Source organism: Martinezella sp. CNPSo 3890, assembly GCF_057784455.1.
The window spans coordinates 96,991-121,120 of sequence record NZ_JBXSOR010000019.1 but is presented as its reverse complement, the minus strand read 5'-3'; the positions used below and the strand labels follow the sequence as shown (position 1 = coordinate 121,120).

Annotated in this window: 25 protein-coding genes; 14 read left to right on the top strand and 11 right to left on the bottom strand. The window is 60.5% G+C overall.

Annotation, left to right across the window (positions count from 1 at the left end; translation table 11 throughout):
• Positions 1-6: 6 nt before the first annotated feature.
• Genes AC13RC_RS29605 through AC13RC_RS29590 form a run of 4 tightly spaced genes read right to left on the bottom strand, consistent with a single transcriptional unit; the run spans position 7 to position 4,865 of the window.
• On the bottom strand, positions 7-2,292 hold the full coding sequence (locus AC13RC_RS29605; RefSeq protein ID WP_488559408.1) for a hybrid sensor histidine kinase/response regulator: 2,286 nt from the start codon (positions 2,290-2,292) through the stop codon (positions 7-9).
• A 55-nt stretch (positions 2,293-2,347) separates the two neighbouring features.
• On the bottom strand, positions 2,348-2,866 hold the full coding sequence (gene lspA / locus AC13RC_RS29600) for a signal peptidase II (protein WP_488559407.1): 519 nt from the start codon (positions 2,864-2,866) through the stop codon (positions 2,348-2,350).
• Positions 2,863-3,723, bottom strand: coding sequence for a TrmH family RNA methyltransferase (locus tag AC13RC_RS29595; protein ID WP_183810365.1), 861 nt, complete (start codon positions 3,721-3,723; stop codon positions 2,863-2,865). Before AC13RC_RS29595 ends, lspA begins: the two co-directional genes overlap by 4 nt.
• The gene (locus AC13RC_RS29590) at positions 3,720-4,865 is read right to left on the bottom strand and encodes a class I SAM-dependent methyltransferase (protein WP_488559414.1); all 1,146 of its coding nucleotides are present in this window, start codon (positions 4,863-4,865) and stop codon (positions 3,720-3,722) included. Before AC13RC_RS29590 ends, AC13RC_RS29595 begins: the two co-directional genes overlap by 4 nt.
• Positions 4,866-4,980: 115 nt before the next feature.
• Here AC13RC_RS29590 and AC13RC_RS29585 point away from each other — a divergent pair, with 115 nt between their 5' ends.
• A complete protein-coding gene (locus AC13RC_RS29585) occupies positions 4,981-5,433 on the top strand; it encodes an SRPBCC family protein (protein ID WP_113329981.1) in 453 nt (150 codons plus the stop codon).
• Between the two features lie 36 nt (positions 5,434-5,469).
• Complete coding sequence (locus tag AC13RC_RS29580) at positions 5,470-5,928, top strand: GNAT family N-acetyltransferase (protein WP_145633529.1); 459 nt, start codon at positions 5,470-5,472, stop codon at positions 5,926-5,928.
• Here AC13RC_RS29580 and AC13RC_RS29575 read toward each other — a convergent pair.
• The 3 genes from AC13RC_RS29575 to sppA all read right to left on the bottom strand — a co-directional run bounded on the left by AC13RC_RS29575 (position 5,920) and on the right by sppA (position 7,711).
• On the bottom strand, positions 5,920-6,252 hold the full coding sequence (locus AC13RC_RS29575) for a LapA family protein (RefSeq protein ID WP_069611376.1): 333 nt from the start codon (positions 6,250-6,252) through the stop codon (positions 5,920-5,922). The genes AC13RC_RS29580 and AC13RC_RS29575 overlap by 9 nt on opposite strands.
• A gap of 167 nt (positions 6,253-6,419) precedes the next feature.
• Positions 6,420-6,728, bottom strand: a complete 309-nt coding sequence (locus AC13RC_RS29570) for an integration host factor subunit beta (protein WP_015338608.1) — start codon at positions 6,726-6,728, stop codon at positions 6,420-6,422.
• A 26-nt stretch (positions 6,729-6,754) separates the two neighbouring features.
• Positions 6,755-7,711, bottom strand: coding sequence for a signal peptide peptidase SppA (sppA, locus tag AC13RC_RS29565; protein WP_488559406.1), 957 nt, complete (start codon positions 7,709-7,711; stop codon positions 6,755-6,757).
• Positions 7,712-8,035: 324 nt separating this feature from the next.
• Here sppA and lptC point away from each other — a divergent pair, with 324 nt between their 5' ends.
• From lptC to ptsN, 6 genes are all read left to right on the top strand, one after another.
• On the top strand, positions 8,036-8,722 hold the full coding sequence (gene lptC, locus AC13RC_RS29560; protein ID WP_113329978.1) for an LPS export ABC transporter periplasmic protein LptC: 687 nt from the start codon (positions 8,036-8,038) through the stop codon (positions 8,720-8,722).
• The gene (locus AC13RC_RS29555) at positions 8,719-9,369 is read left to right on the top strand and encodes an LptA/OstA family protein (RefSeq protein WP_488559405.1); all 651 of its coding nucleotides are present in this window, start codon (positions 8,719-8,721) and stop codon (positions 9,367-9,369) included. Before lptC ends, AC13RC_RS29555 begins: the two co-directional genes overlap by 4 nt.
• A 37-nt stretch (positions 9,370-9,406) precedes the next feature.
• Positions 9,407-10,195, top strand: coding sequence for an LPS export ABC transporter ATP-binding protein (gene lptB, locus AC13RC_RS29550; protein WP_208409503.1), 789 nt, complete (start codon positions 9,407-9,409; stop codon positions 10,193-10,195).
• 195 nt (positions 10,196-10,390) lie between these two features.
• Positions 10,391-11,950, top strand: a complete 1,560-nt coding sequence (gene rpoN, locus AC13RC_RS29545; RefSeq protein WP_113351326.1) for an RNA polymerase factor sigma-54 — start codon at positions 10,391-10,393, stop codon at positions 11,948-11,950.
• 250 nt (positions 11,951-12,200) lie between these two features.
• Entirely contained in the window at positions 12,201-12,776 is a 576-nt protein-coding gene (gene hpf / locus AC13RC_RS29540) for a ribosome hibernation-promoting factor, HPF/YfiA family (protein ID WP_095433787.1), read from the top strand.
• Between the two features lie 88 nt (positions 12,777-12,864).
• Positions 12,865-13,329, top strand: a complete 465-nt coding sequence (ptsN, locus tag AC13RC_RS29535) for a PTS IIA-like nitrogen regulatory protein PtsN (RefSeq protein WP_113329975.1) — start codon at positions 12,865-12,867, stop codon at positions 13,327-13,329.
• A 92-nt stretch (positions 13,330-13,421) separates the two neighbouring features.
• Here the strand turns inward: ptsN and grpE are convergent, their stop codons facing one another.
• Complete coding sequence (gene grpE / locus AC13RC_RS29530) at positions 13,422-14,063, bottom strand: nucleotide exchange factor GrpE (RefSeq protein WP_112722001.1); 642 nt, start codon at positions 14,061-14,063, stop codon at positions 13,422-13,424.
• Between the two features lie 215 nt (positions 14,064-14,278).
• Here grpE and AC13RC_RS29525 point away from each other — a divergent pair, with 215 nt between their 5' ends.
• Positions 14,279-14,713, top strand: a complete 435-nt coding sequence (locus AC13RC_RS29525; RefSeq protein WP_113351327.1) for a GFA family protein — start codon at positions 14,279-14,281, stop codon at positions 14,711-14,713.
• 22 nt (positions 14,714-14,735) lie between these two features.
• Here the strand turns inward: AC13RC_RS29525 and hrcA are convergent, their stop codons facing one another.
• A complete protein-coding gene (gene hrcA / locus AC13RC_RS29520; RefSeq protein ID WP_069611131.1) occupies positions 14,736-15,824 on the bottom strand; it encodes a heat-inducible transcriptional repressor HrcA in 1,089 nt (362 codons plus the stop codon).
• A gap of 172 nt (positions 15,825-15,996) precedes the next feature.
• Between hrcA and rph the strand changes: the two genes are divergently transcribed.
• The 4 genes from rph (at position 15,997) to hemW (ending at position 19,169) form a co-directional block, all read left to right on the top strand.
• On the top strand, positions 15,997-16,713 hold the full coding sequence (gene rph, locus AC13RC_RS29515) for a ribonuclease PH (RefSeq protein ID WP_285175521.1): 717 nt from the start codon (positions 15,997-15,999) through the stop codon (positions 16,711-16,713).
• A 171-nt stretch (positions 16,714-16,884) separates the two neighbouring features.
• Entirely contained in the window at positions 16,885-17,301 is a 417-nt protein-coding gene (locus AC13RC_RS29510) for a VOC family protein (RefSeq protein WP_488559404.1), read from the top strand.
• An 11-nt stretch (positions 17,302-17,312) separates the two neighbouring features.
• The gene (gene rdgB / locus AC13RC_RS29505; RefSeq protein ID WP_488559403.1) at positions 17,313-17,957 is read left to right on the top strand and encodes an RdgB/HAM1 family non-canonical purine NTP pyrophosphatase; all 645 of its coding nucleotides are present in this window, start codon (positions 17,313-17,315) and stop codon (positions 17,955-17,957) included.
• A gap of 36 nt (positions 17,958-17,993) precedes the next feature.
• Positions 17,994-19,169: a radical SAM family heme chaperone HemW gene (gene hemW / locus AC13RC_RS29500; RefSeq protein ID WP_152093883.1), complete on the top strand. Its 1,176-nt coding sequence runs from the start codon at positions 17,994-17,996 to the stop codon at positions 19,167-19,169.
• Positions 19,170-19,685: 516 nt separating this feature from the next.
• Here the strand turns inward: hemW and AC13RC_RS29495 are convergent.
• Positions 19,686-20,615, bottom strand: a complete 930-nt coding sequence (locus AC13RC_RS29495; protein ID WP_488559402.1) for a DMT family transporter — start codon at positions 20,613-20,615, stop codon at positions 19,686-19,688.
• Positions 20,616-20,770: 155 nt separating this feature from the next.
• Between AC13RC_RS29495 and gcvA the strand changes: the two genes are divergently transcribed.
• Positions 20,771-21,667, top strand: coding sequence for a transcriptional regulator GcvA (gcvA, locus tag AC13RC_RS29490; RefSeq protein ID WP_488486832.1), 897 nt, complete (start codon positions 20,771-20,773; stop codon positions 21,665-21,667).
• 78 nt (positions 21,668-21,745) lie between these two features.
• Here the strand turns inward: gcvA and dnaA are convergent, their stop codons facing one another.
• Positions 21,746-23,296 carry a chromosomal replication initiator protein DnaA gene (gene dnaA / locus AC13RC_RS29485; RefSeq protein WP_488559401.1) on the bottom strand — a complete coding sequence of 517 codons (1,551 nt, stop codon included), beginning with the start codon at positions 23,294-23,296 and terminating at the stop codon, positions 21,746-21,748.
• Between the last annotated feature and the right edge of the window lie 834 nt (positions 23,297-24,130).

Genomic DNA, 24,130 nt, shown 5'->3' with positions numbered 1-24,130 from the left:
CACAGCCTAGGCGCGTTCGAAGACCGATCTCGACAGGCCGCGTAGCGCGGCCGTCAGCTTTTCGGGATCGACCGGCTTGACGATGACGGCATCGGCTCCGGCCAACAGTGCCTGACGACGGATCGAATCGCGGCTGTCCGCGGTCAGCACTATGATCGGAAGCGGCGGCAGGCCATGCCTGCGCTCATGAGCGCGCAATTGCGCAAGCACAGCCGCACCCGTACCGCCCGGCATGTTGAAATCCGTCACCAGCACCTCCGGCCGCGCTTCGCCGTCTTCGGTGCGGGCTCGAAGACCGTCGAAATCCTCGACGAGGCGAACCCTGTGGCCAGCCTTGGAGAGCATGGCCCGGACCAGCATCGCATTGACCGGGTCATCCTCACCCAGCAGAATATCGAGCGCGCGGTCTTCCGACTCTGGTGTCGTTATGCCGATCTCGGAGACTGCCTCGATCAAGGCTTCGCGCTTTTCCATGCCGCGCATGCGGCCTCTCAGCACATCGATCAGCGACTGTTCGCGCAGCGGCCGGATGAGCCAGGCGTCGAAAAGATCGAGCGGATGGGTGTTGCGCTCCTCGGGATTGACCAGGAAGATCTTGCGCAGCCTCGGCACCGCAAGCGCATTTCCCTCGCTGAAGTACCAGGGCGCCATGCGATGGTCGACGATGAGATCCGTCCAGACCCCGCCCTCGCCCATCGGAAACGAAGGCAGCAGGTCATCCATGTCGCCCGGGCCGATCAGCCGGCAATGGCCGCCAAGGGTCTGGATGGTTCGCATGATGGCCGTGCTTGCCGCCCCTTGGGGAGCCAGCAGCAGGATACGAGATCCCCTAAGCATGGTATTGCGCCGATCGTATCCGTCTTCGCCGGCAATCAGGCCGACCGGGAAGGAGATGACGAATTCGCTGCCCTCGCCGCGCTCGCTGGCAACGCTGAGCCCGCCGCCGAATTCGCGCAGGATGCGGGCGGAGATTGCAAGGCCAAGGCCGGTGCCGGCGCTTCTTTCCACCGTGGTGCCGGCCTGCTCGAATTCGCCGAAGACGCGGGCCTGCTCTTCCTCGGTCATGCCGGGACCGCTGTCGCGCACCGATATTGTCAAATCCCGGCCGTTGAGGTCGACGCTGACTAGAACACCGCCGGTCTGGGTGAACTTAACCGCATTGCCGATGACGTTGAACAGGATCTGGCGCAGCCGGGCTGGATCGAATTCCATGCTCTCGGGAACATTGGCCGCAACGCTCGCGGCAATTTCGATGCCCTTCTCATGGGCTCGATGCGCAAGCATCTCGATGACGCCTTCCAGCAGCGGCCGCAAAGCCTCCTGGCGTGGATGCAACTGAAAGCGGCCGACTTCGATCGTGGAAAAATCGAGGAGATCTTCGACCAGCTGCACCAGCGCGTGACCCGACTGACGAATGCCCGTCAGGTAATTTGCTTGCTCCAGGGTCAGCGGCGTCTGGGCAAGCAGATGGTTCATGCCCAGAATGCCCGACAGCGGCGTGCGGATCTCATGGCTGACGGTAGCGAGCAGCCTCGATTTGGCGGCACTGTTGTATTCGGCCTTCAGCCGCGCGTCTTCGCGCAGGCGGGCTGCCTGCCGCTCCTCCGTCACGTCGCGCGCGATGCTCTGTATGCATAATTGCCCGGTCGTCGCATCGCGGAACATGACATCGTGCCAGGCGAAGATGCGCCGGCCCTCGGGTGTCGCGATTTCCGCATCCTGATGCTTCGCATCGGTGACGGCACGGAATACGAGGCCAGCTTCTTCCAGCGTCAGGCCTTCGGGGTGCGACCTTCCGGTCAATCTGCTGAAGGTGGCGTTGGCGTGCAGAATCCGGCGATCGATACTGCGCGTGACCGCGATGTCGCCAAGCGCATCGTGGACGGTGGCAAGGAGGCTGGTGCTTTCCTTGTGCTCCCATAGGCGATCGTGATCGCTCTCGCTGAAATCGGCAGCGACAATCTCGGGCTCGCGCGCAGCGCCTCGCGTTTTGACGATGCCGACGGCTGCCAACGCAAGGGCTGCGAGGCCAAGAAAGCCTAAAAGCACCAGAGGACCTCCGGCGAAGCCGATCGCAAGACAGGCGGCCCCGGCCACAAGACCGCCACCATTCAGCCAATGGCTTTGCAGCCACCAGGTTTGCGCAGGCGGCGCCGAGTGCCGGCCTGCCTCACGCGGCACGGTCGATTTTGCAAGCGACGACTCGTCGGCGGCCAACCCTTCGATCGGTCCCGTTTGGTCGTGAACTGCCGCCGCGGCAAGCTTTTCCTGCAAATCTGCCAGAGTGCTCATGCAGTCTGGCTAACATGGGCATTCTTCCTGATGCCTTCAGGGATTCGCTAGAATTTTAAACTTTTGCCTTTTTCGGCATCAGAAGCTCGTCGAGAATGACGCAGCCTGCCCCGACGGTGATGAAACTGTCGGCAAGATTGAAAACCGCGAAAGACCATGTCTGCGTATGAAACAGGATATAATCGATCACGTGACCGTAGAGAAAGCGATCAAGCAGATTGCCGAGCGCGCCGGCAATGATCAGGGCAAAGCCCATATGCGCGAGCCAGCGATGATCGGGCGTGCGCCGCCAGAGCCACAGCACGAAGGCGACGATGACGAGCCGCATCCCGACGATGAACCAGCCGTCCATGCCCGAAAGCATGGAGAAGGCCACGCCTAGATTATAGGTGCGATAGAGCGCCAGCATCGGAATGACCGGCACCATCTCCTGCAGCGGCAGCCAATGATCCACCATGATCTTGATGGCCTGGTCGAGAATGACCGCAACCACGATGAAGATCAGGATCGGCACGGGCCGTGAAAACAGGGCCGGCTTTGCAGTCGGCTGCTCATGGGTCTCGCTATCCGTCATCGGGTCTCGCTCAGGGTCAGGATATGGCGGCGTGCTTCGAACAGCATGACTGCCGTCGCGACCGCCAGATTGAGGCTATCCGCGCGGCCGGCCTGCGGGATACGGGCGAGCGCATCGGCCTCTTTCGCCAGGGCATCCGGCAAGCCGGACTGCTCGTTACCCATCAGGATGACGACGGGCTTCTTCTTGTAATCGATGGTGCGGTAATCGACGGCGCCCGCCAGATGGGTGGCGACGACAGCGACACCGGCCGTCTTCTTCCAGGCCAGAAACTCCTCCGGCGTCGCTTTGACGACAGGAACGGCAAAGACCGAGCCCATGGTGGCACGCACGGTCTCCAGCGAAAACGGATCGGTCGTTTCTCCGACGAGGATGACACCGGAGGCGCCGGCCGCATCGGCGGTGCGGATGATGGTGCCGAGATTGCCGGGATCGCGCACGCGGTCGAGCGCCACCCAGGTCTCGCCCGCCTTCGGTCTGACATCCCGAAGCGGCCGCCAGCGCTGTTCGAAGACGCCGACCACCATCTGCGGATTGTCGCGACGGGTGATGGAGCCGATGACCTTTTCACTGACCTCGAGCACCAGCCCACCGGCCGCGACCGTCTTGGCGGCGACCTGTTCGACGAGAGGCTTGCCCTTGGCGGCCTTGGCGTAAACAAGCGTTCGGATCGTCCAGCCAAGTTCTAACGCGTCGATGACGAGCTTCAGTCCTTCGGCCAGGAAGGCGCCGCTTTCCTCGCGGGACTTCTTGACCGTCAGCGCCTTGATATCCTTGACGATCGGGTTGGCAAGCGAGGTAACCTCCTTGACCTGTCCGACCTTGCGCGGGCCGTCACTACGAAAATCCTGGTTCATTTCGGCACCCAGCGGCTGAAGAGAGAGGTGGAAAGCGCCCTGCCCGGCGTGCGGCCATCGAGGCCGGCCTCGCGGATGACGAGTTCGCCGGATTCGACGGCGCCGCCGGCGCCGCGCATGGTCTCGCGCATCAGCTCATGGATCGAATAGAAGCTGGCGCGGATCGAATAGGCCGTCAGCACCAGGCCGAGCGCCTTCGGTGACAGGATCTCGCGGCAGATATCGAGCATCAGCGGCAAGTGTTCGAACAAATGCCAGACCTCGCCATTCGGGCCGCGGCCGAACTTCGGCGGGTCGGTGAGAATGATGTCGTATTTGTTGCCGCGCCGCTCCTCGCGCAGGATGAACTTCATCGCATCCTCGCAGATCCAGCGGATCGGCATTTTTTCCATGCGGCCTAAAGCCTGGTTTTCGCGCGCCCAGCCGATCGCCTTCTTCGAAGCGTCGACATGCGTCACTTCAGCCCCGGCAGCAGCCGCCACCAGGGAGGCGACGCCGGTGTAGCCGAATAGATTCAGGACCTTCAGTGGCCGTTGCGCCGCCTCGACCTGCTCCTTCATCCAAGCCCAGTGCACGATCTGCTCCGGGAAGACGCCGACATGGCGAAATGCGGTGAAGCGACCGAGAAAATCGACACCGAGCAATTGCAGCGGCCATGTCTCGCCGAGCGCCTCGCGCGGAAAACGCCAGCGGCCCATGCCGTCCTCATCGGTATCGCCGGTGAAGATCGCATCTGCATTATCCCAGATATGCGCGGCAAGCGACGGCGGCCACAGCGCCTGTGCCTCAGGCCGGACGATGCGGTAGGGACCGTATTGCTCGAGCTTGAGGCCATTGCCGCTGTCGATCAGGTGGAAATCACCGGCACCGAGCGATTCCAGGATAACCGGCACGCGCTCCGGCGGACGCTCACCGGTTCGGGCGATCAGCGGGCGTTCCGGCGCGGCGGCGGCAGGTGATGCAGAACGCGACTCTGCAACACGCTCGCCATGATCGCGCGGAGGCTTGGCATCACGCAAAGGCTTGGCTGGCCTTGAAGCATGCGCGGGCTTTGCCGGCGGCTTGCCGGGCATGTCACGCCGGGGTCTCGCCCCAAGGCCGCCCGTATTTTTCTGGCCGGGCCGGCTTTCCCTATGTTTCACCATGCTTGTCTCAAAATTGATATGTGCGTGCAAATAGCATCTGGCCGCCACTTGGCAAAGCGCTTTCCGATCTGCGATGATCCATGCACAAAATGTCACATTGGGAGGATTGTGCATGGACATGACCGGTGAGGAACGGATCGCAGCACCCAGAGATGCCGTTTGGGCTGCGCTGAACAATTCCGAAATCCTCAAACAATGCATTCCCGGCTGTCAAAGCCTCGACTGGGTCTCCCCGACGGAGCTGACGGCAACCGTCAAGCTGAAGATCGGCCCCGTTTCGGCTTCCTTCAACGGCGAGGTCAAGCTTTCCAACATCAATGCGCCGGAAAGCTATACGATCTCGGGAGAAGGAAAGGGCGGCATTGCCGGCTTTGCCAAGGGCGGCGCGGACGTCATACTCAAGGAAGACGGCAACGAGACCATCCTGCAATATGAGGCGAAGGCGCAGGTCGGCGGCAAGATCGCGCAGCTTGGCTCCCGCCTGGTCGATTCCAGCGCCAAGAAGCTGGCGCAGCAGTTTTTTGCCGATTTCACCGCTGCCATCAACGGCCAGGCGAGCGCCTGATTGCCAGCGGAATATTTCGGCCCCATATAGTCGATCATGACATCGAAATTCGAGACCTGGGCCGTCCGGCCTGCACGCGAACAGGACATGCAGCAGCTTGCGGAGATCTATCTCCGTGTCCGTCGCGAAACGTTCCTATGGGTCGATCCCGGGCATTTCGCCCTTGAAGATTTTGCCATTCATACCAATGGCGAACGCCTGTTCGTCTGCGAGGACGGGCATGGTGTAATTGCCGGCTTTGCCGCAGTCTGGGAGCCGGATGACTTCATCCATATGCTTTATGTTCTGCCGGCCTTCCAGGGCCGCGGCGTCGGCAAGGCACTACTTGCCGGCCTGCCGGATTGGCCTCGGCGTCGCTATCGGCTGAAATGCCTGGTCAAAAACATCCGCGCCATGGCCTTTTATAGGAGGCTCGGCTTCGAGATCGTCGGCGACGGCGCCTCGCCGGAGGGCGACTATAAAGAGATGCGGCTCGCCGACTTCACGTCACTTTGACGGCAGCTGCCCGGCGATTTCTTCGGCACGCGTGCGATGCTTATCGGCTTCGGCCTGCCAGCGCACCGCTTCCCGCGATTGATTGCGGGCACGTTTACGATGCTTTCCCTGATTGAACCAGGTGACCGCGGCCCCGACGATCATACCGAGGATCAGCGCCACAAATAGCAAAACGAACAGCGGCGCATTCAGCGACAGCACCTGATCTTCCGGTCGGAACGGATTGAGGGCCAATGTCACGGATTGCCTGTTGGCGACGCAGAATATGATGAGGATGATGCCGAGCGGCAGCAATATCAGCAGATTGACGATCTTCTTGGCCATTGCGCAGCTCCTTTGTCCGCGGCCATGGATGTCCCGCACCCAAGCCGCCTTCAGCCGCAGAATAGAAAAGAGGCGGCTGAATTCAAGTGCCACCGCGTCGCGGCACAATCATGTCCGACAACTATTTCCGTCGGCGCATTTGGGGAAACTCGGCCGGAATGGCCAGATCAGTTGTCGTCTTCCTCGTCGTCGCCGGCGCCCGGATTCAGGCGCTCGCGCAATTCCTTGCCGGTCTTGAAGAAGGGAACCCATTTTTCTTCGACGAAGACCGTATCGCCGGTGCGCGGGTTGCGACCGGAGCGTGAAGGCCGGTTTTTGACGGAAAAAGCACCGAAGCCGCGAAGCTCAACCCGGTTTCCCGCTGCGAGCGCATCGGTGATCTCATCCAAGACAGCATTGACGATATTTTCGACGTCGCGGTGATAGAGATGCGGGTTGCGGGCGGCAACAATCTGCACCAGTTCCGACTTGATCACAGCTATCCCCTTAAATCATTGATTTATCAATTGGCTGCACCCTGCCAAACAGAAAGCAGGCCGTCAAGAAACAACTTATCGGTCATGATTTTCTGGAGACTCTCTCCTTTAATAAAATCATCATAACCGAGACGATTTAGCAACCAGGAAGCGGCACCCGACCAAAAGAAGGACGAAGTTTTGTCTTCCGGCTTCCAATCGACGATCGGCAGATCCTTCTTGACCTTGCGCGTTTCGAGATAGGCGAGGATTTCGTCCTCGCCGCCGAGTGTGTCGATTAGCTTGTTCTGAAGCGCCTGGCGGCCGGTGAAGATGCTGCCGTCGGCAAGCTTCAGCACTTCGTCGCGCGACAGCTTGCGGCGATCCGCCACCAGATCGACGAACCAGCCATAGCTATCCATGACCATGTTGCGGATCATGTTCTTGGCGTCTTCGCTGGCAGGATGGAAGGGCGACGGTTCGGCCTTCAGCGGTGCCGACTTGATCTCATCGAGCGAAACGCCGACCTTGTCGAGCAGGTCCTTGACCTGCGGATACTGGAAGATGACGCCGATCGACCCGGTGATGGAGGTATCGCCCGCAACGATATCATCGCCGGCTGTCGCTATCATGTAGCCGGCAGAAGCTGCGACGGTGCGGATGTCCGATACGACCGGCTTCTTGGCGGCGACGGCGCGGATTGCCTTGAAGATGCGTTCGCCGCCATAGGTCGTTCCGCCGGTCGAAGAGATCGACACGATCAGCGCCTTGACCTGATCATTGTCGCGGATCTTCTTCAGCCGCTCCAGCAGCTCCGGATCATCCTGAATGAGCCCGGAAATCTTGACGCGGGCGATCTGCGGGCCCCGCGCATCCGGCAGGTCGGCCGAAACAAAGCGATAAAGCGCAAAACCCAATGCCACAAGGAGCAAAACGGCAACAATGCGCCAGAAACCAACCTTGCGGCGCAATTGTCGCCGATCAGCGATTGCAGAACTGTCCATCACGCCTTATTTCTCCCTGCAACAAATTGAAAGCGCCACAAACCGGATGTATGACACCTTGAAACGGGCACAATCCTTAGAGAAAAGCGTTTCCCGTTTTCGATGTCGTCGACGGACGCCGCTCTGCTGGTTCATGAGATAGGACATCGCCCGACCTGATGAAACCGGCTTATGGTATATTTTTCTGCTAAAATTCGCCCACAGCAGGAAAAAATCCATATTGGCAAGCCAGTGCAATAATGCGAAACGATCCGATAGGCTTTTTGGCACAGCCTCGCATAGCGTGAATGCGGTTCTCCGGATCATAAAAGACGGACCTGTTGCATGCTCAATACGATCGAGCCCCCCGGCGAGGCAATACGCTCGGTGCCGGAACGGAACGCGTATAAAGACGCGATTTTCCATTCTAACCGCGTAAAGCGGCTCAGGGTGCTGCTGCCGCTTGCCGCCATCATCATCTCGCTCCTTTTTATTGCCGTCTCTGTCATCCGCGCCTATCTGCCGGCAAACATCCAGATCGAGGGCGCCAAGATCGAGGATGGCAAGGTCGTCATGGAACGCCCCGCTATTGCCGGGCGCAACAAGGATGGTATCAACTACTCGCTGCTTGCCGAAAAAGCGCTTCAGGATATCAAGAATCCCAACATGATCACGCTCAAGACCATCAAGGCATCAATGCCGGTCAATACCGACGTGATCGCCCATGTTACGGCCGCGAGCGCGGATTTCGACCGCCAGGCCGATACACTGAAGCTGACCGAGCCCTTTACCATCCTGATGGACAACGGGCTGCACGCCGAATTCAAGACCGCCTTCCTGGATGTGAAGAAGGGGGACCTTTCCAGCCAGGACGAGGTTGCTATCACCCGCGGTGGTATGTCGGTTGTTGCGCGTTCGCTCAAGATGACGGATAAGGGGAGCGTAATCGAATTCGACGGGCAGGTTCGGATGAACATCGAACCTGCCGCTCTCCATAATTCAGATAGCCAACAGAAGCCGGGCGGTTCATGATAAAGTATTGGCCTAATTCAATTTTCAATTCCGGCTTGCGCAAGGCCGGCCTTCTCTGTGCTTTTGGCGCAGCCGTCTTCTTTGCGGCCGCAAACGCCGGCGCGCAGTCGACGACCAGCTCGATGCCGGGTCTTGCCCTCTCCAAGGATCAACCGATCCAGATCGAAAGCGACAAGCTCGAGATCCATGACCAGGAGAGCCAGGCGGTCTTCACCGGCAATGTCAAGGTGGTCCAGGGCACCACGACCATGCAGGCCGGCAAGATGACGGTCTTCTACAAGAAGAAGCAGGCAGGAGATGCCAAGCAGCCCGACAATCCGGTTGCCAAGGCTGCCAAGGAGCAGAACCAGTCGCTCGTGTCGGGCGATGCCAACATCGACCACATTCTGGTCACCGACAAGGTCTACCTCGTTTCCGGAACGCAGACGGCGACGGCGGAGGACGGCTCCTTCGACATGGCCAACCAGCTTGCGATCCTTAAGGGCAAGAAGGTGGTTTTGACCGACGGACCGAATGTTTTCACAGGCTGCCAGCTCACCGTGCATATGGCGACGGGTGAAGCACAGCTGGATTCCTGTGGCGGTCGCGTCCAGATTCAGCTCGACCCGAAGTCGCAGCAAGTGCAGCAACAACAAAAGAAAAACTGATACCGGCCCCCTCGTGACGACATCGACAACCTCCACCTTGCCCGGCGTGCCCGGGCCGTCTTCTGCGGCATCGAGCGCACCGGCCGCGGACAAGGCACGCTATAAGGGCACGCTGATCGCCCGTGGCCTCACCAAGACCTACCGGACGCGACGTGTCGTCAACGGTGTTTCGCTGGTGGTGCGCCGCGGTGAAGCCGTCGGACTGCTGGGGCCGAACGGCGCCGGCAAGACGACGTGTTTCTACATGATCACCGGACTGGTGCCGGTCGATGAGGGCACGATCGAGATCGACGGCAACAATGTCACCTCGATGCCGATGTATCGCCGGGCGCGGCTCGGTGTCGGTTACCTGCCGCAGGAAGCCTCGATCTTCCGTGGACTGACGGTGGAAGAAAACATCCGTGCCGTGCTCGAAGTCCACGAAAGGGACAAAACGAAGCGGGAGCGCAAGATCGACGAATTGCTGGAGGAGTTCCACATTCGCAATCTGCGCAGCGTGCCGGCGATCGCGCTTTCGGGCGGCGAGCGGCGCCGCCTGGAAATCGCCCGCGCGCTGGCCACCGATCCGACCTTCATGCTGCTCGACGAACCTTTTGCCGGTGTCGACCCGATTTCGGTCGCCGACATTCAGAACCTCGTGCATCACCTGACGGCGCGCGGTATCGGCGTGTTGATCACGGACCACAATGTGCGCGAGACGCTCGGCCTGATCGACCGCGCCTATATCATCCATGCGGGTGAAGTCCTCACCCATGGCAGGGCGAACGACATCGTCAGCAATCCTGAAGTACGCAAGCTGTATCTGGGTGACAATTTCAGCCTCTGATAGGCTGAAATTCCTTCCTCCCATCCGCCAATATTAGCGAATGCTACCGTGCGCCGGAAATTTACTTCGGCTTCACAGTTCCGCTTGACCAAATCCAATAAAAAAGCAATTTTTGGGCCAGTTGGAATTTCGCGAGAATTTTAGTGAAAAGAGGCGCGGATTCCCGAGGAGTTCAAGGGGAGTCCCGCGTCCGCCATGGCACTATCGGCCAATCTTTTCCTGCGCCAAAGCCAGAGCCTGGTGATGACACCGCAACTGATGCAATCCATCCAGTTGCTGCAGATGACGCATTTCGAGCTCACGCAGTTCATCGCACAGGAAGTCGAAAAGAATCCGCTGCTGGAATTTGCGTCAAATGACGAGGATATAGGCAGCGGCGGCGATCGCGAGGCCAGGGACGAACGCTTCGAGACCATGGAAGAAGCCCATGGCGAGGATGGCTCCGAACGCAATGCCGGCGATCTTGCGAGCGATTGGTACGAGAGCGACAATACCGGCAACGCCAACCGGCTGAGCGACGAGCTCGACACCAATTTCAGCGACGTCTTTCCCGATGACGGCAACCCGCAGCGCGCCGATGCGCCGGAGCTGCTCAGCCAGTGGAAGTCCATGCCCGGCGGCGATGCCGGTGAAGGCTACGACCTGGACGATTTCGTCGCGGGCCAGGTGTCGCTGCGCGATCATCTCAACGAACAGATTCCCTTCTCTCTTCCCGCCATGGGCGACCGGCTGATCGCCCAGCATCTCGTCGACCAGCTCGACGACTGTGGCTATCTGCGCGGCGAACTCGGTGAGACGGCCGAACGCCTCGGTGCGACGCCTGCCGACGTCGAGCGCGTGCTGGAGGCCCTACAGCAACTCGATCCGCCCGGCGTGTTTGCCCGCTCCCTCAGCGAATGCCTGGCAATCCAGCTCCGGCAGAAGGATCGCTTCGATCCCGCCATGGAGCGGTTGATCGAGAATCTCGAGCTGCTTGCCCGGCGCGATTTCGCCACGCTGAAGCGGCTCTGCGGCGTCGATGAGGAAGACCTGCTCGACATGATGGCGGAAATCCGCCAGCTCAACCCGAAGCCCGGCAGCGGTTTCGAAACAGACATATCGGAGGCGATCATGCCCGATATCGTCGTGCGTCCCTCTGCGGACGGTAGCTGGCTGGTAGAACTCAATCCCGATGCGCTGCCGCGGGTATTGGTGAGCCAGTCCTATTTCGCCTCCGTCTCCAAGACCAGCCAGGACCATGCCTTTCTTTCGGAATGCCTGCAGAATGCCAACTGGTTGACCCGCAGCCTGGACCAGCGCGCCAAGACGATCATGAAGGTGGCAAGCGAGATCGTGCGGCAACAGGACGCGTTCCTACTGCATGGCGTCGACCATCTGCGGCCGCTCAACCTGAAAACCGTGGCGGATGCCATCAAGATGCATGAATCGACGGTCAGCCGCGTGACCTCGAACAAGTACATGCTGACGCCACGCGGGCTGTTCGAGCTCAAATATTTCTTCACGGTTTCGATCGGCGCCGTCGAGGGCGGAGACAGCCATTCTGCAGAGGCCGTGCGCCACAAGATCCGTCTGCTGATCTCGAACGAGAGCCCGGATGCGGTCCTCTCCGACGACGATATCGTCGATACGCTGAAGAAGGGCGGGATAGAGCTTGCTCGCCGCACGGTTGCAAAGTACCGCGAAGCCATGAACATCCCCTCCTCCGTGCAACGGCGCCGAGAGAAGCGGGCTCTAGCCAAAGTTTCTGGTTTCTGACGGCAGGCAACCTTCAACCACCGGATGTCAAACTCCTAACGGTCCGTTAAGATGCAGTTGACTTTCGTATGAGGCAGGGCTAGAAGCCCGCCGCAATCGCTGCAGGACAGCACGACCATGAAACTTATCCCCACCATCCAAAAGGCGGTCGATATACGCAATTTGCCTTTGACTGCGTGAAGTGCTTGGATGAGCTTGAGGCTTGGCGTAAACTGATACGCGCAATAACCACTACAAGAAGGGAAACTCCATGAGTGTGCGTGTCTCCGGTAAACATATGGAAATTGGCGACTCCTTCCGTCAGCGGATCGAGGACCAGATCGGTATGGCCGTGACCAAATACTTCGACGGGGGGTATTCGGGTCAGGTAACTGTGCAGAAGTCCAGTTCGCGTTTTGCGGCCGATTGCAAGCTTCACCTCGACAGCGGTGTCGTGTTGCATGCTGCCGGCGAAGCCATGGACCCGCAGCTTGCTTTCGACGCTGCGTCCGAGCGCATCGAAAAGCGCCTGCGTCGTTACAAGCGCAAACTCAAGGACCATCAGGCAGGCAATCACGTGAACGGTCAGGCGGAAGTCGCCTACACCGTCATGGACGGCGTTCCCGATGACGACGAGGAGATCCCTGCCGACTTCGCGCCGGCAATCGTCGCAGAGAGCACGAAACAACTGAAAACCATGTCGGTGGCGACCGCCGTGATGGCGCTCGATATGACCGACGAGCCGCTGCTGCTCTTCCGCAGCCCCGGCAACGAACACTTGAACATCGTCTATCGCCGTCAGGACGGCAACATTGGCTGGATCGACGCAGCCAATATCAAAGGCTGAGAATAGAAGATAAGCGGCGGCTGCGCATCATCGCAGCTGGCCGCCGCTTGCCCGTCATCGGTTCTCGGCGACACGAAGGATAAAGAGAATGGCATTGGCAGATTTGCTACAGCAAGATGCGATCATCCCCGCCTTGAAGGCAAATTCCAAAAAACAACTGCTTCAGGAGCTGGCCGCCAAAGCCTCCAAGCTCACCGGACTGCCCGAGCGCGAAATCTTCGATGTCGTGCTGCAGCGCGAGCGCCTCGGCTCCACCGGCGTCGGCAACGGTATCGCCATTCCCCACGGCAAGCTTGCCAGCATCAAGTCCATCGCCGGCATTTTCGCGCGCCTTGAAGCGCCCGTCGATTTCGAGGCGCTGGACGACCAGCCTGTCGATCTCGTCTTCCTGCTGCTCGCACCTGAAGGTGCCGGCGCGGACCACCTGAAGGCGCTCTCGCGCATCGCCCGCGTTCTGCGGGACCAGGATCTCGTCGCGAAGCTCCGCGCCACCGATTCCGCCACCGCCATCTACGCCTTCCTCAACGAAGAGCAGGCATCCAACGCCGCCTAACCGCTTGGATTACACTGGACCAAGGCAAAAATAAGAGCCGGATGATCCGAGATCGTCCGGCTCTCTTCTTTTATTGGCGTTGCCAAAAAAGATCAGGCGTCTTTCTCGTCCAGCGGGCTGTTGGCGCCCTGCTCGGCATTTTCGACGATCTTCGGGCCACCCTTGGCGACGCCGACCATGGCCGGGCGCAGAACGCGGTCGCCGATGACGAAACCGGCCTGCACCACCTGGACGACAGTGTTGTTCGGCACTTCTGGGTTCGGCACTTCGAACATGGCCTGATGGAAATTGGGATCGAATTTCTGCCCGATCGGCTCGAGCTGACGCACACCGTGACGCTCAAGGGCCGAGAGCATTGAACGCTCGGTCATCTCGACACCTTCGATCAGCGTCTTCAGGCCGGCATCGGCGCCATCACGGGCGTCGGCCGGAATGGCATCCAGCGTGCGGCGCAGGTTGTCGGCCACCGAGAGCATGTCGCGGGCAAAGCTTGCCACGGAATAGGACTTTGCATCCTTCACGTCGCGCTCGGTGCGGCGACGGAGGTTGTCCATCTCGGCAGCAAGGCGAAGGTAGCGATCACGCAGTTCGCCGTTCTCGGCCTTCAGCAGCTCAACCGGGTCTGGCTGAGACGGCTCGGCTGCATCAACGGTTTCCGCTGCATCCTGCGCGAAATCCGCTGACGTGTCAGCCGCCGTGGCGTCAGGTCCGGTTTTTGTTGTTTCGTCGGTCATGACGGTCTCCGAATTGCTTGGTCTTTGGATGTGCCCGATATCGAGGTTTGGCCGGAAAAAATCAAGGCTTTGTCGAGAAGAACAGCCAAATCCTGGCTTTGCGGCGGCGGCAATACGGCTCGCCGCTCCCGGACGCTGTTCAAGACGTCGACTGTTCGGCCCTCCTTCCTGGTGGTATGCTGAAATGCATCTCAGCACAGCGTGAGGTGACATCAATGTCTAACGGCAAATCCCTTTCAGGCAAGTGTTTCTGTGGCGCGGTGGAAATCGCAGTCGATGGCGAGCCAATGGCGATGGGTTACTGTCATTGCGACTCCTGTCGGGAATGGTCGGCAGGGCCGGTCAATGCCTTCTCGCTCTGGCCGCCGGAAGCCGTTCACATCACCAAGGGCGCGGACAAAATCGGCAGTTATCAGAAAACCGAAAAGAGCGTGCGCAAGTGGTGCACGGTCTGCGGCGGCCATCTTTTGACCGAGCATCCGCCGTGGGGCGTCACGGACGTCTATGCAGCGGTCCTTCCCGACCTCGATTTTCAGCCTGGCATGCATGTCAACTACGAGACGACAGTGCTGCATCTGAGAGACGGGCTGCCAAAGCAGAAGGACTTTCCAGCCGAGATGGGCGGATCTGGAACTTTGCTTCCCGATTGACCGCAGCAGCTAAATCCGCTCCTCAGATTCCAGGCCGGGACAGCCGCGAAATCAGCTGAGCGGTATAATCGACCATGGGCACGATGCGCGCATAATTCAGCCGCGTCGGGCCGATAACGCCGACCGCGCCGACGATGCGATCGTCCTCGTCGCGATAGGGTGCGACTATGAGCGAGGAGCCGGACAGTGAGAAGAGCTTGTTTTCCGAGCCGATGAAGATGCGCACGCCCGGTCCGCTCTCGGCAAGATTGAGGATCTCGATGAGGCTGTCCTTCTTTTCGAGATCATCGAAGAGGAGGCGCAGGCGATCCAGATCCTCCGCGCCGCCGATTTCGGCCAGCAGGTTGGAGTGGCCACGCACGATGAGCTGTGTCGGCTTGCCGTCGTCATCGCCACCGGACCATACGGCAATACCGCGCTCAACCAGCTGATGTGACAGGCTGTCCAGCTCCTGGCGCACGCTTTCCTTGAGGCTCTGCAATTGCCGCCGCAATTCCGGCATCGTCTGGCCGGTCATATGGGCGTTGAGGAAGTTGGCGGCCTCCGTCAGCTGCGACGAGGTCGTGCCGGCCGGCAGCTCGATGATGCGGTTTTCGACCTGATCGTGCTCGCCGACGAGCACGGCGAGCGCCTTGGTCGGCTCCAGCCGGATAAATTCCACATGCTTGAGAACGGGATCGCTCTTGGAAGTAATGACGAGCCCGGCACCGCGCGAAATGCCCGATAGCACCCGGCTTGCTTCCGACATCATCGATTCCACCGGCTGGTCACGATTGCCGCCGCGCACCTGCCGATCGATATTGGCTCGATCCTCGGCGGAGAGATCGCCGACCTGCATGAAGGCATCGACGAAGAAGCGCAGACCGACCTGAGTCGGCAAGCGCCCGGCGCTCACATGCGGCGAATAGATGAGTCCCAGCTCCTCTAGATCGCTCATGACATTGCGCACCGAGGCCGGCGACAGCGACATGGGCAGCAGGCGCGAGAGATTGCGCGAACCCAATGGCTCGCCGTTTTCCAGATAGCCTTCGACGATGCGGCGGAAGATTTCCTTGGAGCGTTCGTCCAGTGCAGCAATGACATCCGAGACCGACGATGTCGTGAATACCATTTCGCTGTCAGATCCATTCCGTTGAGCCTTAGGCAAAATATAATCATTCAGTTAGCAATGGCAAAAGGGAAAAATGTCGCCGTCGCCGCTGAGCGTCTTTGCGGCCTGCTTTTCCTTTGCAAAAGCGGCCTGCGGGTCGTAGAAGCGGTCAACGAACATTCAGGAGAGTGGAATGCGGCCTTCAGGCAGAAAAACCGACCAGATGCGCAAGGTGTCGTTCGAGCGCAATTTTTCCAAGCATGCGGAAGGCTCCTGCCTGGTGAAATTCGGCGATACGCATGTGCTCTGCACGGCAAGCCTGGAAGACAAGACGCCGCCATGGCTGCGCAACAGCGGCAAGGGCTGGGTCACGGCGGAATACGGCATGCTGCCGCGGGCAACCGGCGAGCGCATGAAGCGCGAGGCTGCGGCCGGTAAGCAGGGTGGTCGCACGCAGGAGATCCAGCGCCTCATCGGCCGCTCGCTGCGCGCCGTCGTTGACCTCAAAGAACTGGGCGAGCGCCAGATCACCGTCGACTGCGACGTCATCCAGGCCGATGGCGGCACGCGCACGGCCTCGATCACCGGCGGCTGGATCGCGCTCTATGACTGCCTGAAGTGGATGGAAAGCCGCAACATGGTCAAGGTCGAACGCGTATTGAAGGATCATATCGCCGCCATCTCCTGCGGCATCTTCGCCGGCCAGCCCGTCATCGATCTCGACTATCTTGAGGATTCTTCGGCTGAGACCGACGCCAATTTCGTCATGACCGGCAAGGGCGGCATCGTCGAGATCCAGGGAACGGCTGAGGGCGCGCCCTTCAGCGAAGAAGAATTCGCCACGCTGATGCATCTGGCCAAGAACGGCATTGCCGAACTGGTGGAGCTGCAGAAGCAGGCCATCGCCTGAGGATATCAACGAATGCGGAGCGTGCAGCCTGCCCCTCATCCGGTCCCTGAGTTTATCGAAGGGGCAAGGCGCACCTGCCGTCATCTCTCAGCTTCGCGGGAATCGGGAGGCGCCCATATATGAGGTCGTTCCCTCGCCCCGCGAGCGGGGAGAGGGTGAGGGGCTAATCCGTTGAGCAATGCGACACTCACAGGCGTTCTTGAAACTGCCCTCTATGCAGACGATCTCGATGCCGCCGAAGCCTTTTATGGCGGCATACTCGGGTTGAAGAAGATATCGCGAGGCGGCAACCGCCACGTCTTCTATCGCTGCGGGCCGGGTGTGCTCCTGATCTTCAACAGTGAAGAAACGGTCAAGCCGCACGAGCCGGGCGCCCTGCCCGTGCCGCCGCATGGGACTAAGGGTCATGGTCACGTTTGCTTCCGTGTCGATGCCAACGATATCGAGGCAATGGCCGAGCGACTGAAGGCTGCCGGTGTCGATATCGAAGCCGATTTTCACTGGCCGAATGGCGGCCGTTCGATCTATTTTCGCGATCCGGCCGGCAACAGCCTGGAATGCGCCGAACCCCGCATCTGGGGCCTATGACAGGACAGCACATGCGCAAGCTCGATACTAAGACTATCGTCGTCGCCAGCCACAATGCCGGCAAGATCCAGGAAATCCGCGATCTGATCGGGCCGCTCGGCTTTACCGCCAAGTCCGCCGCCGATCTCAACTTCATCGAACCGGACGAAACGGGCACGACCTTCGAAGAAAATGCGACGATCAAGGCGCTGGCCTCCGCCAATGCCTCCGGCCTGCCGGCACTCTCGGACGATTCCGGTCTGGTTATCGATGCACTCGGCGGCGATCCCGGCGTCTATACGGCCAATTGGGCGGAGACGGCTGACGGGACGCGTGACTTCGCCATGGCCATGCGGAAGGTCGAAACCGCCCTGGAAAAGGCCGGCGCCACCACGCCGGGGAGCCGCACGGCCCGCTTCGTCAGCGTGCTCTGCCTTGCCTGGCCGGATGGACATACCGAGCTTTTCCGCGGCGAAGTGGAAGGCACGGTCGTCTGGCCGCCGCGCGGCAGCCAGGGCTTCGGCTACGACCCGGTCTTCCAGCCGGAGGGATACCAGACCACATTCGGCGAAATGAGCGCCGAGCAAAAGCATGGCTGGAAGCCCGGCGACGAGCAGGCGCTGTCGCACCGCGCCCGCGCCTTCAAGATCTTTGTCGAAACCTGCCTGGAGGCGTAAGCTAATCCCGTGGAAATCGTGGACACACAAGATCTGATGCACGGGGCGCAATTGCTGCCCGATACCGGCGAACCCGGTTTCGGCGTCTATGTGCATTGGCCCTTTTGCGCGGCCAAGTGTCCCTACTGCGATTTCAACAGCCATGTCCGCCATCAGCCTGTCGATCAGGAGCGCTTTGCCGCCGCCTTTCTGAAGGAAATGGCGACGATGCGCATGATCAGCGGCCCGAAGACAGTGACAAGCGTCTTCCTCGGCGGCGGCACGCCGTCGCTGATGAAGCCCGAAACGGTGGGCGCGGTGCTCGATGGCATTGCCAGGACCTGGCATGTGCCTGACGGCATCGAGATCACCATGGAGGCCAATCCATCGAGCGTCGAGGCCGAGCGCTTTCGCGGCTATCGCGCCGCCGGCGTCAATCGCGTATCGATGGGCGTGCAGGCGCTGAACGACCGCGACCTGAAATTCCTCGGACGTCTGCACAATGTCGAGGATGCGCTGAAGGCGATCAGGCTGGCGCGCGAGATCTTTCCGCGTATGTCCTTCGACCTCATCTATGCTCGCCCGAACCAGACCGTCGAGGAATGGGAGCGCGAGCTAAAAGAGGCAATCTCCTATGCGGTCGATCACCTCTCGCTCTATCAGCTGACGATCGAGGAAGGCACGCCCTTCTACGGCCTTCATAAGGCCGGAAAGCTGATCGTGCCCGATGGCGATCAGTCGGCGCTGCTTTATGAGGCGACGCAGGAGATCACCGAGCGCGAGGGCATGCCGGCCTATGAGGTCTCCAATCACGCGCGCCCCGGCGCCGAGAGCCGGCACAATCTCACCTATTGGCGCTACGGAGACTATGCCGGGATCGGCCCCGGCGCCCATGGCCGCCTTACCAGAGGCCCGCAGAAGCTGGCGACCGCGACCGAGCGCAAGCCGGAAAGCTGGCTCGAGATGGTCGAGCGGGACGGGCACGGCATGGTCGACCAGGAAATGCTTGGGTTTGATGAACAGGCCGACGAATTGCTGCTGATGGGCCTGCGGCTGCGGGAGGGCGTCGATCTCGCCCGCTGGCAGCAGCTTTCCGGCCGCGATCCCGACCCGCAGCGCGAAGCGTTTTTACTGGAACACGGCTTCATAGAGCGGATCGGCAATTCCCGCCTGCGCTGCACGCCGGCGGGAATGCTGGTTCTCGACTCGGTCGTCGCCGATCTCGCCTGCTGACCACTTTCTCCTGGAGAGGGGCACCACGAAGCGGCGGATGGGGGTGATCCCGCATGTGAGATGATGACTCGGCTGTTGACGTGATCGCCCCACCCCTGGCACTACGTGCCGACCCTCCCCCTCAAGGGAAGGGCTATCGCATATGAGCTGAAGTCGTTGCCACCTCCCCTTCTCCCCTCGGGGAGAAGGTGCCGACAGGCGGATGAGGGGGTGCCCACCAAACGCACAAAAATCCATGAATTCAAACCAATAGCCCCCTCATCCGACCCTTCGGGCCACCTTCTCCCCAAGGGGAGAAGGAGCTTATGGTGCTCATCCGCCTCCATATGCGATAGCCCTGCCCTCAAGGGAAGGGTAATCGCATATGGACAGGTTAGCCCCTCATCCGTCCTCTCACAGTTCGCTTCGCTCAACTGTTCGAGTCCACCTTCTCCCCGCACGCGGGGCGAAGGGAGTTGATGAGATCGCCCCCTCTCCCCGTCAAAACGGGGAGAGGGCTGGGGTGAGGGGCACCTTCTATTTCATATGCAATGGTCCTACCCTCGAGGGAAGGGTGAAGAGGCGGCCATCGATTGCCGCCAGACCCACCGCGATCAGTGCCATGCCGATGAAATGCTTCGGCTGCAGGCTTTCGCCGAGAATGAGCGCGCCGAGCAGTATGGCGCTGACGGGGATCAGGAAAGTCACCAGCATCAGATTGGTGGCGCCGGCCGTCGCCAGGATGCGGAAGAACAACACATAGGCGATGGCGGTCGACAGGATGGCCAGGCCGGCCAGCGCCGCCCAAGTCTCGGTGGACGCCATTGCCAGCGTCCACGGGCGATCGACGAAGAGCGCGATTGGCAGCAGCATTATCGCCGAGCCCGTAACCTGACCGGCGGCCGGAATGATCGGTGCCAGCCCCATGCGGCGGAAGCGCCGCCCGAAAATACCGGCGAGTGAGTAGCTGAAAGCAGCGCCCAGCACAGCCAGCTGCGCCAGCACGTTGGAACCGAGGCTCGTCAGCACCGAGGGGCCGATCATCAGGGCCACGCCGACAAAGCCGACGATGACGCCGAGCAGGCGGTTGCCGGTCATCTTCTCATCCTCCGTCAGGAAATGGGCGACGACGACGGCGAAGAGCGGCGTGGTGGCATTGAGGATGGATGCAAGCCCGCTGGCGATATGGGTTTGCCCCCAGACGATCAGCAGGAAGGGAATGACATTGTTGAGGAAGCCCATGCCGAAGAAGGCGAGCCAGGCCTGACGGTCTTTCGGCATCGCATGTCCGGTGGCACGCACGATGACATGCAGAGCAATAGCGGCGAGTGCGACGCGCGCTGTGACGATGGTGAAGGGCGGCAGCTCGCGCACCAGAATGCCGTTGAACAGGAAGGAGCCGCCCCATAGGACGGATAGCCCCACCAGCATGCTCCATTCGACCGCGCCCATGGATTTCTGTGCCATCTGATCATCTCCAGCATCAGCTAATTGAGTTTTACTTATTTGTTGCCAATCGCGACATGATTGCCAACCACCGTAATTGCTGGAATAATCGCGCTATATGGAGGCTCTGGCAAACGAGTCTTTTTCGAATTACGGTTTAGCTGAGCTCAATCATCATGGATCAACTGCCATCCCTTTCGGCGCTGCGCGCCTTCGAGGCCTCCGCCCGGCATCTCAGCATGACGCTGGCTGCAAGCGAGCTGCGTGTGACGCCAGGCGCCATCAGCCTGCAGATCCGCGACCTCGAAAGCAGCCTCGGGGTACGGCTTTTCGAGCGGCGAGCCCGCAGCCTGGCGCTGACGAGTGAAGGCGCCGAGTATTTCGCGACGATGCGAACGGCCTTCCGCCTCATCCGCGAGGCGACAGCGGCCTTGGCGATGCGCGCCAAGGATACGGTGCTGACCCTTACCTGCACTGCCGGCTTTGCCACGCACTGGCTGGTGCCGCGGCTGCGGCGCTTCGAGGAGGCCCATCCCGATATCGACCTGCGCATCAGCGCTTCCTATCGCATGATGGATTTCCAGCGGGATGGGATCGACATTGCCATTCGCCACGGCCTCGGCGGCTACGAGGGACTGGCAAGCGAGAGATTTCTCGATGATGAATATGTGCCGGTCTGCACGCCGGAAATGGCAGCGGCGCTTGGCCCCTCTCCCGCTGTCGATGACTTGGCCGGCCTGACGCTGATCCACGATGTCTATCGGCGCGACTGGGAGCTCTGGCTGAAGGCGGTCGGCGCCACGCGGGTGGATGCCATGCACGGACCGGTCTTCACCGATGGCATGGGCGCTTATCACGCCATGAAGGCGGGCCTCGGCATCGCGCTGATGCGCCGGTCCTTCGTGGAGCAGGAGTTGCTTGACGGCACGCTCATTGCGCCCTTCCCGACCGGATTTGCGAGCGCGCTTGCCTATCATCTCGTCTATCAGCCGGGTGCATTGGAAAGGCCGGCCGTCGCGGCCCTGCGCGCCTGGCTGTTTTCCGAGGTCTCACGTACGACGCCGCCGACCTAAAACGCGCTTGGAGCGCAAAAAGAAACGGCCGGCGATCAAGCCGGCCGTAGACTATGTGGTGAATGCCGATCGCTCGGCTTATTCGTTGATGAGACGCTTCAGCAGCTCGATCTCGTGCGACAGCTTGCTGTCGCCGGCGATCAGTTCCTCGATCTTGCGCACCGCGTGCAGAACTGTGGTGTGATCGCGGCCACCGAAGCGACGGCCGATTTCCGGAAAGGAACGCGGCGTCAGCGTCTTCGACAGGTACATGGCGATCTGTCGCGGCTTGACAATGACGCGCGTGCGGCGGTTCGAAACCAGTTCCTGGCGCGACACATTGTAGTGGCGGGCGACGATGCGCTGGATGTCCTCGATGCGGACGCGGCGCGGCTCGCCGGAGCCGACCAGATGCGCCAGCAGCTCGTCGACGCGCTCTACCGTCAGGTTCGGCTCGAAGGAGCGGCGGAAGATGAGCTGGTTGAAGGCTCCTTCCAGCTCGCGGCCGCTGGCGGTGACATTGCGGGCGACATGCGAGAGGATTTCGGCCGGGATTTCCAGCGACGGATCATCCTGACGGGCAGCATCGAGACGGCGCTTGAGGATCTCAAGGCGCATTTCATAGTCCGGCGCCTCGACTTCGATCGCTACACCGCCCTGCAGGCGCGAACGAACGCGGGGATCGAGCGATTCCAGCTCCCAGGGAGCGCGATCGGCAGCAACGACGACCTGCTTGGCGCTGTCGAGCAGCATGTTCAAGAGGTGGCAGAACTCGTGCTGGATCATCTTGCCCTGCAGGAACTGCATGTCGTCGATGATGAGCAGGTCGATATTGCGCAGCGAGTCCTTCAGCGTCAGCGCGTCATTATCGCGGATAGCGGTTGCGAAGCGCCACATGAAGTATTCCGCCGTCAGATAGACGACACGCAGGCCGCGCGGGTTCTGCACCGCTGCATTGGCGATTGCCTGCAGCAGATGCGTCTTGCCGAGACCAACGGTCGCATGGACGAAGAGCGGATTGAAACGCACGGCGCCGGAGCCGGCTTCGGCGATGGTCTTCGCAGCGGCCAGGCTGACACGGTTCGAGCTGCCTTCGACGAACGTATCGAAGGTAAAACGGGAATCGAGCGGAGACCCGAAAAGCGGCGCACCCGCCGTTGCAGGCCGCGCAGCCGCAGCCGCGCTCACGGCCTGGGCGACGATCTGGCCCGCCGGCTGAGCGACGGCGCGGCGGATCGGCGCGACAGCCGTTTGATCCGGCACCGCCGGCTGCTCATCGGCGCATGGCTTCGCGCCCTGCCGGGTCGCGGTGCGCACCAGAATTTCGACTTTGAGGATCTCGGCATCCTCAGCCTGGAACAGGCTGGTGATGAGATCGAGATAGCGATTGTTGATCCAGGACTTCAGAAATGTCGTCGGGACCGTGAGGCGAACGACGCTCTTCGATACCGAATGAAGCTTGAGCCGCGCAAACCAGCTGGCATAGACATCGGGTCCGACCTGAGCCTTCAAGCGCGCGCTGACGCGCTCGAACAAGTTACTTTGCGCCACGTCACCCTTTTCCCCCGCCGCTTCTAAGCAAACCGCACCGAACGCCTGCGCATTGTCCCCATTTTCCAACGCACCCGTCGCCCTCGTATGTATCTGCATATAGTGCCGCCTTCCACAGTCTCTTTATAGGGCGGGAGCACATCACTGCCGCCCTTGGTTCTTCGCCATGGCATGACGGTCACGCTCGTTGTCCAAGCTGCGCCGCATACCGGTTCATCAGCCACGCCCGGCCTGCGGGCTTTACAGGAACACTGTGGCAAAAACCGCTCTTTAAAGCAGCCTTCGTCTCGGCGTCTGTAACCGGAGCATCAATCGGCCCTCGTATTCCGACTGACCGCTCCAATGGCTGTCAATTTTTCTCCCCTCCCCGCAGCCGCGCCAATGATTTGGGCCGCAAAGGACAGACAAGCTTCCTCGTTCCGCAAGCGTCACCGCTTCCGGTTCTTACTCGTCAACTGTTTGAAAAAACGGAACTGAACTGCTCCGTCACAAGAGACAAAACCACCTCCACCGCCATACGTGACGGTGTTTGCCGAAGCCGTTTAAGGTGAGATCCGCGCCCCTTGTTGAAATCCATTTAGGCAGGATCGAAGGCAGATATCAACGATGAATTTTACACAAAATTAAGAGGCGGCCATTGACTCCGGAGGCCATTTTTGACTGTCACAAGCCCTTCAAAAAAGAATCGCTGTTGAATCAAAGAGATTCCTGTCGAACGCGATTCCCACAGCTTTCAAAAGAAAAAAAATAAAAAATCCCTTGACTCAGTTGTGAGCCGGCAATGCGTCATGCAGATCACCCAGCGCTGGGATATCCTGCCGCAACCCTTTGTTTCCAAAGGTATATTTCTGTCACGTCAATGACATGATCGACCGGCCATTTTTGGCAATGCGGCATTTTTTTGGCCGAATCCAAAAAGCCCGGCGCGAGGGC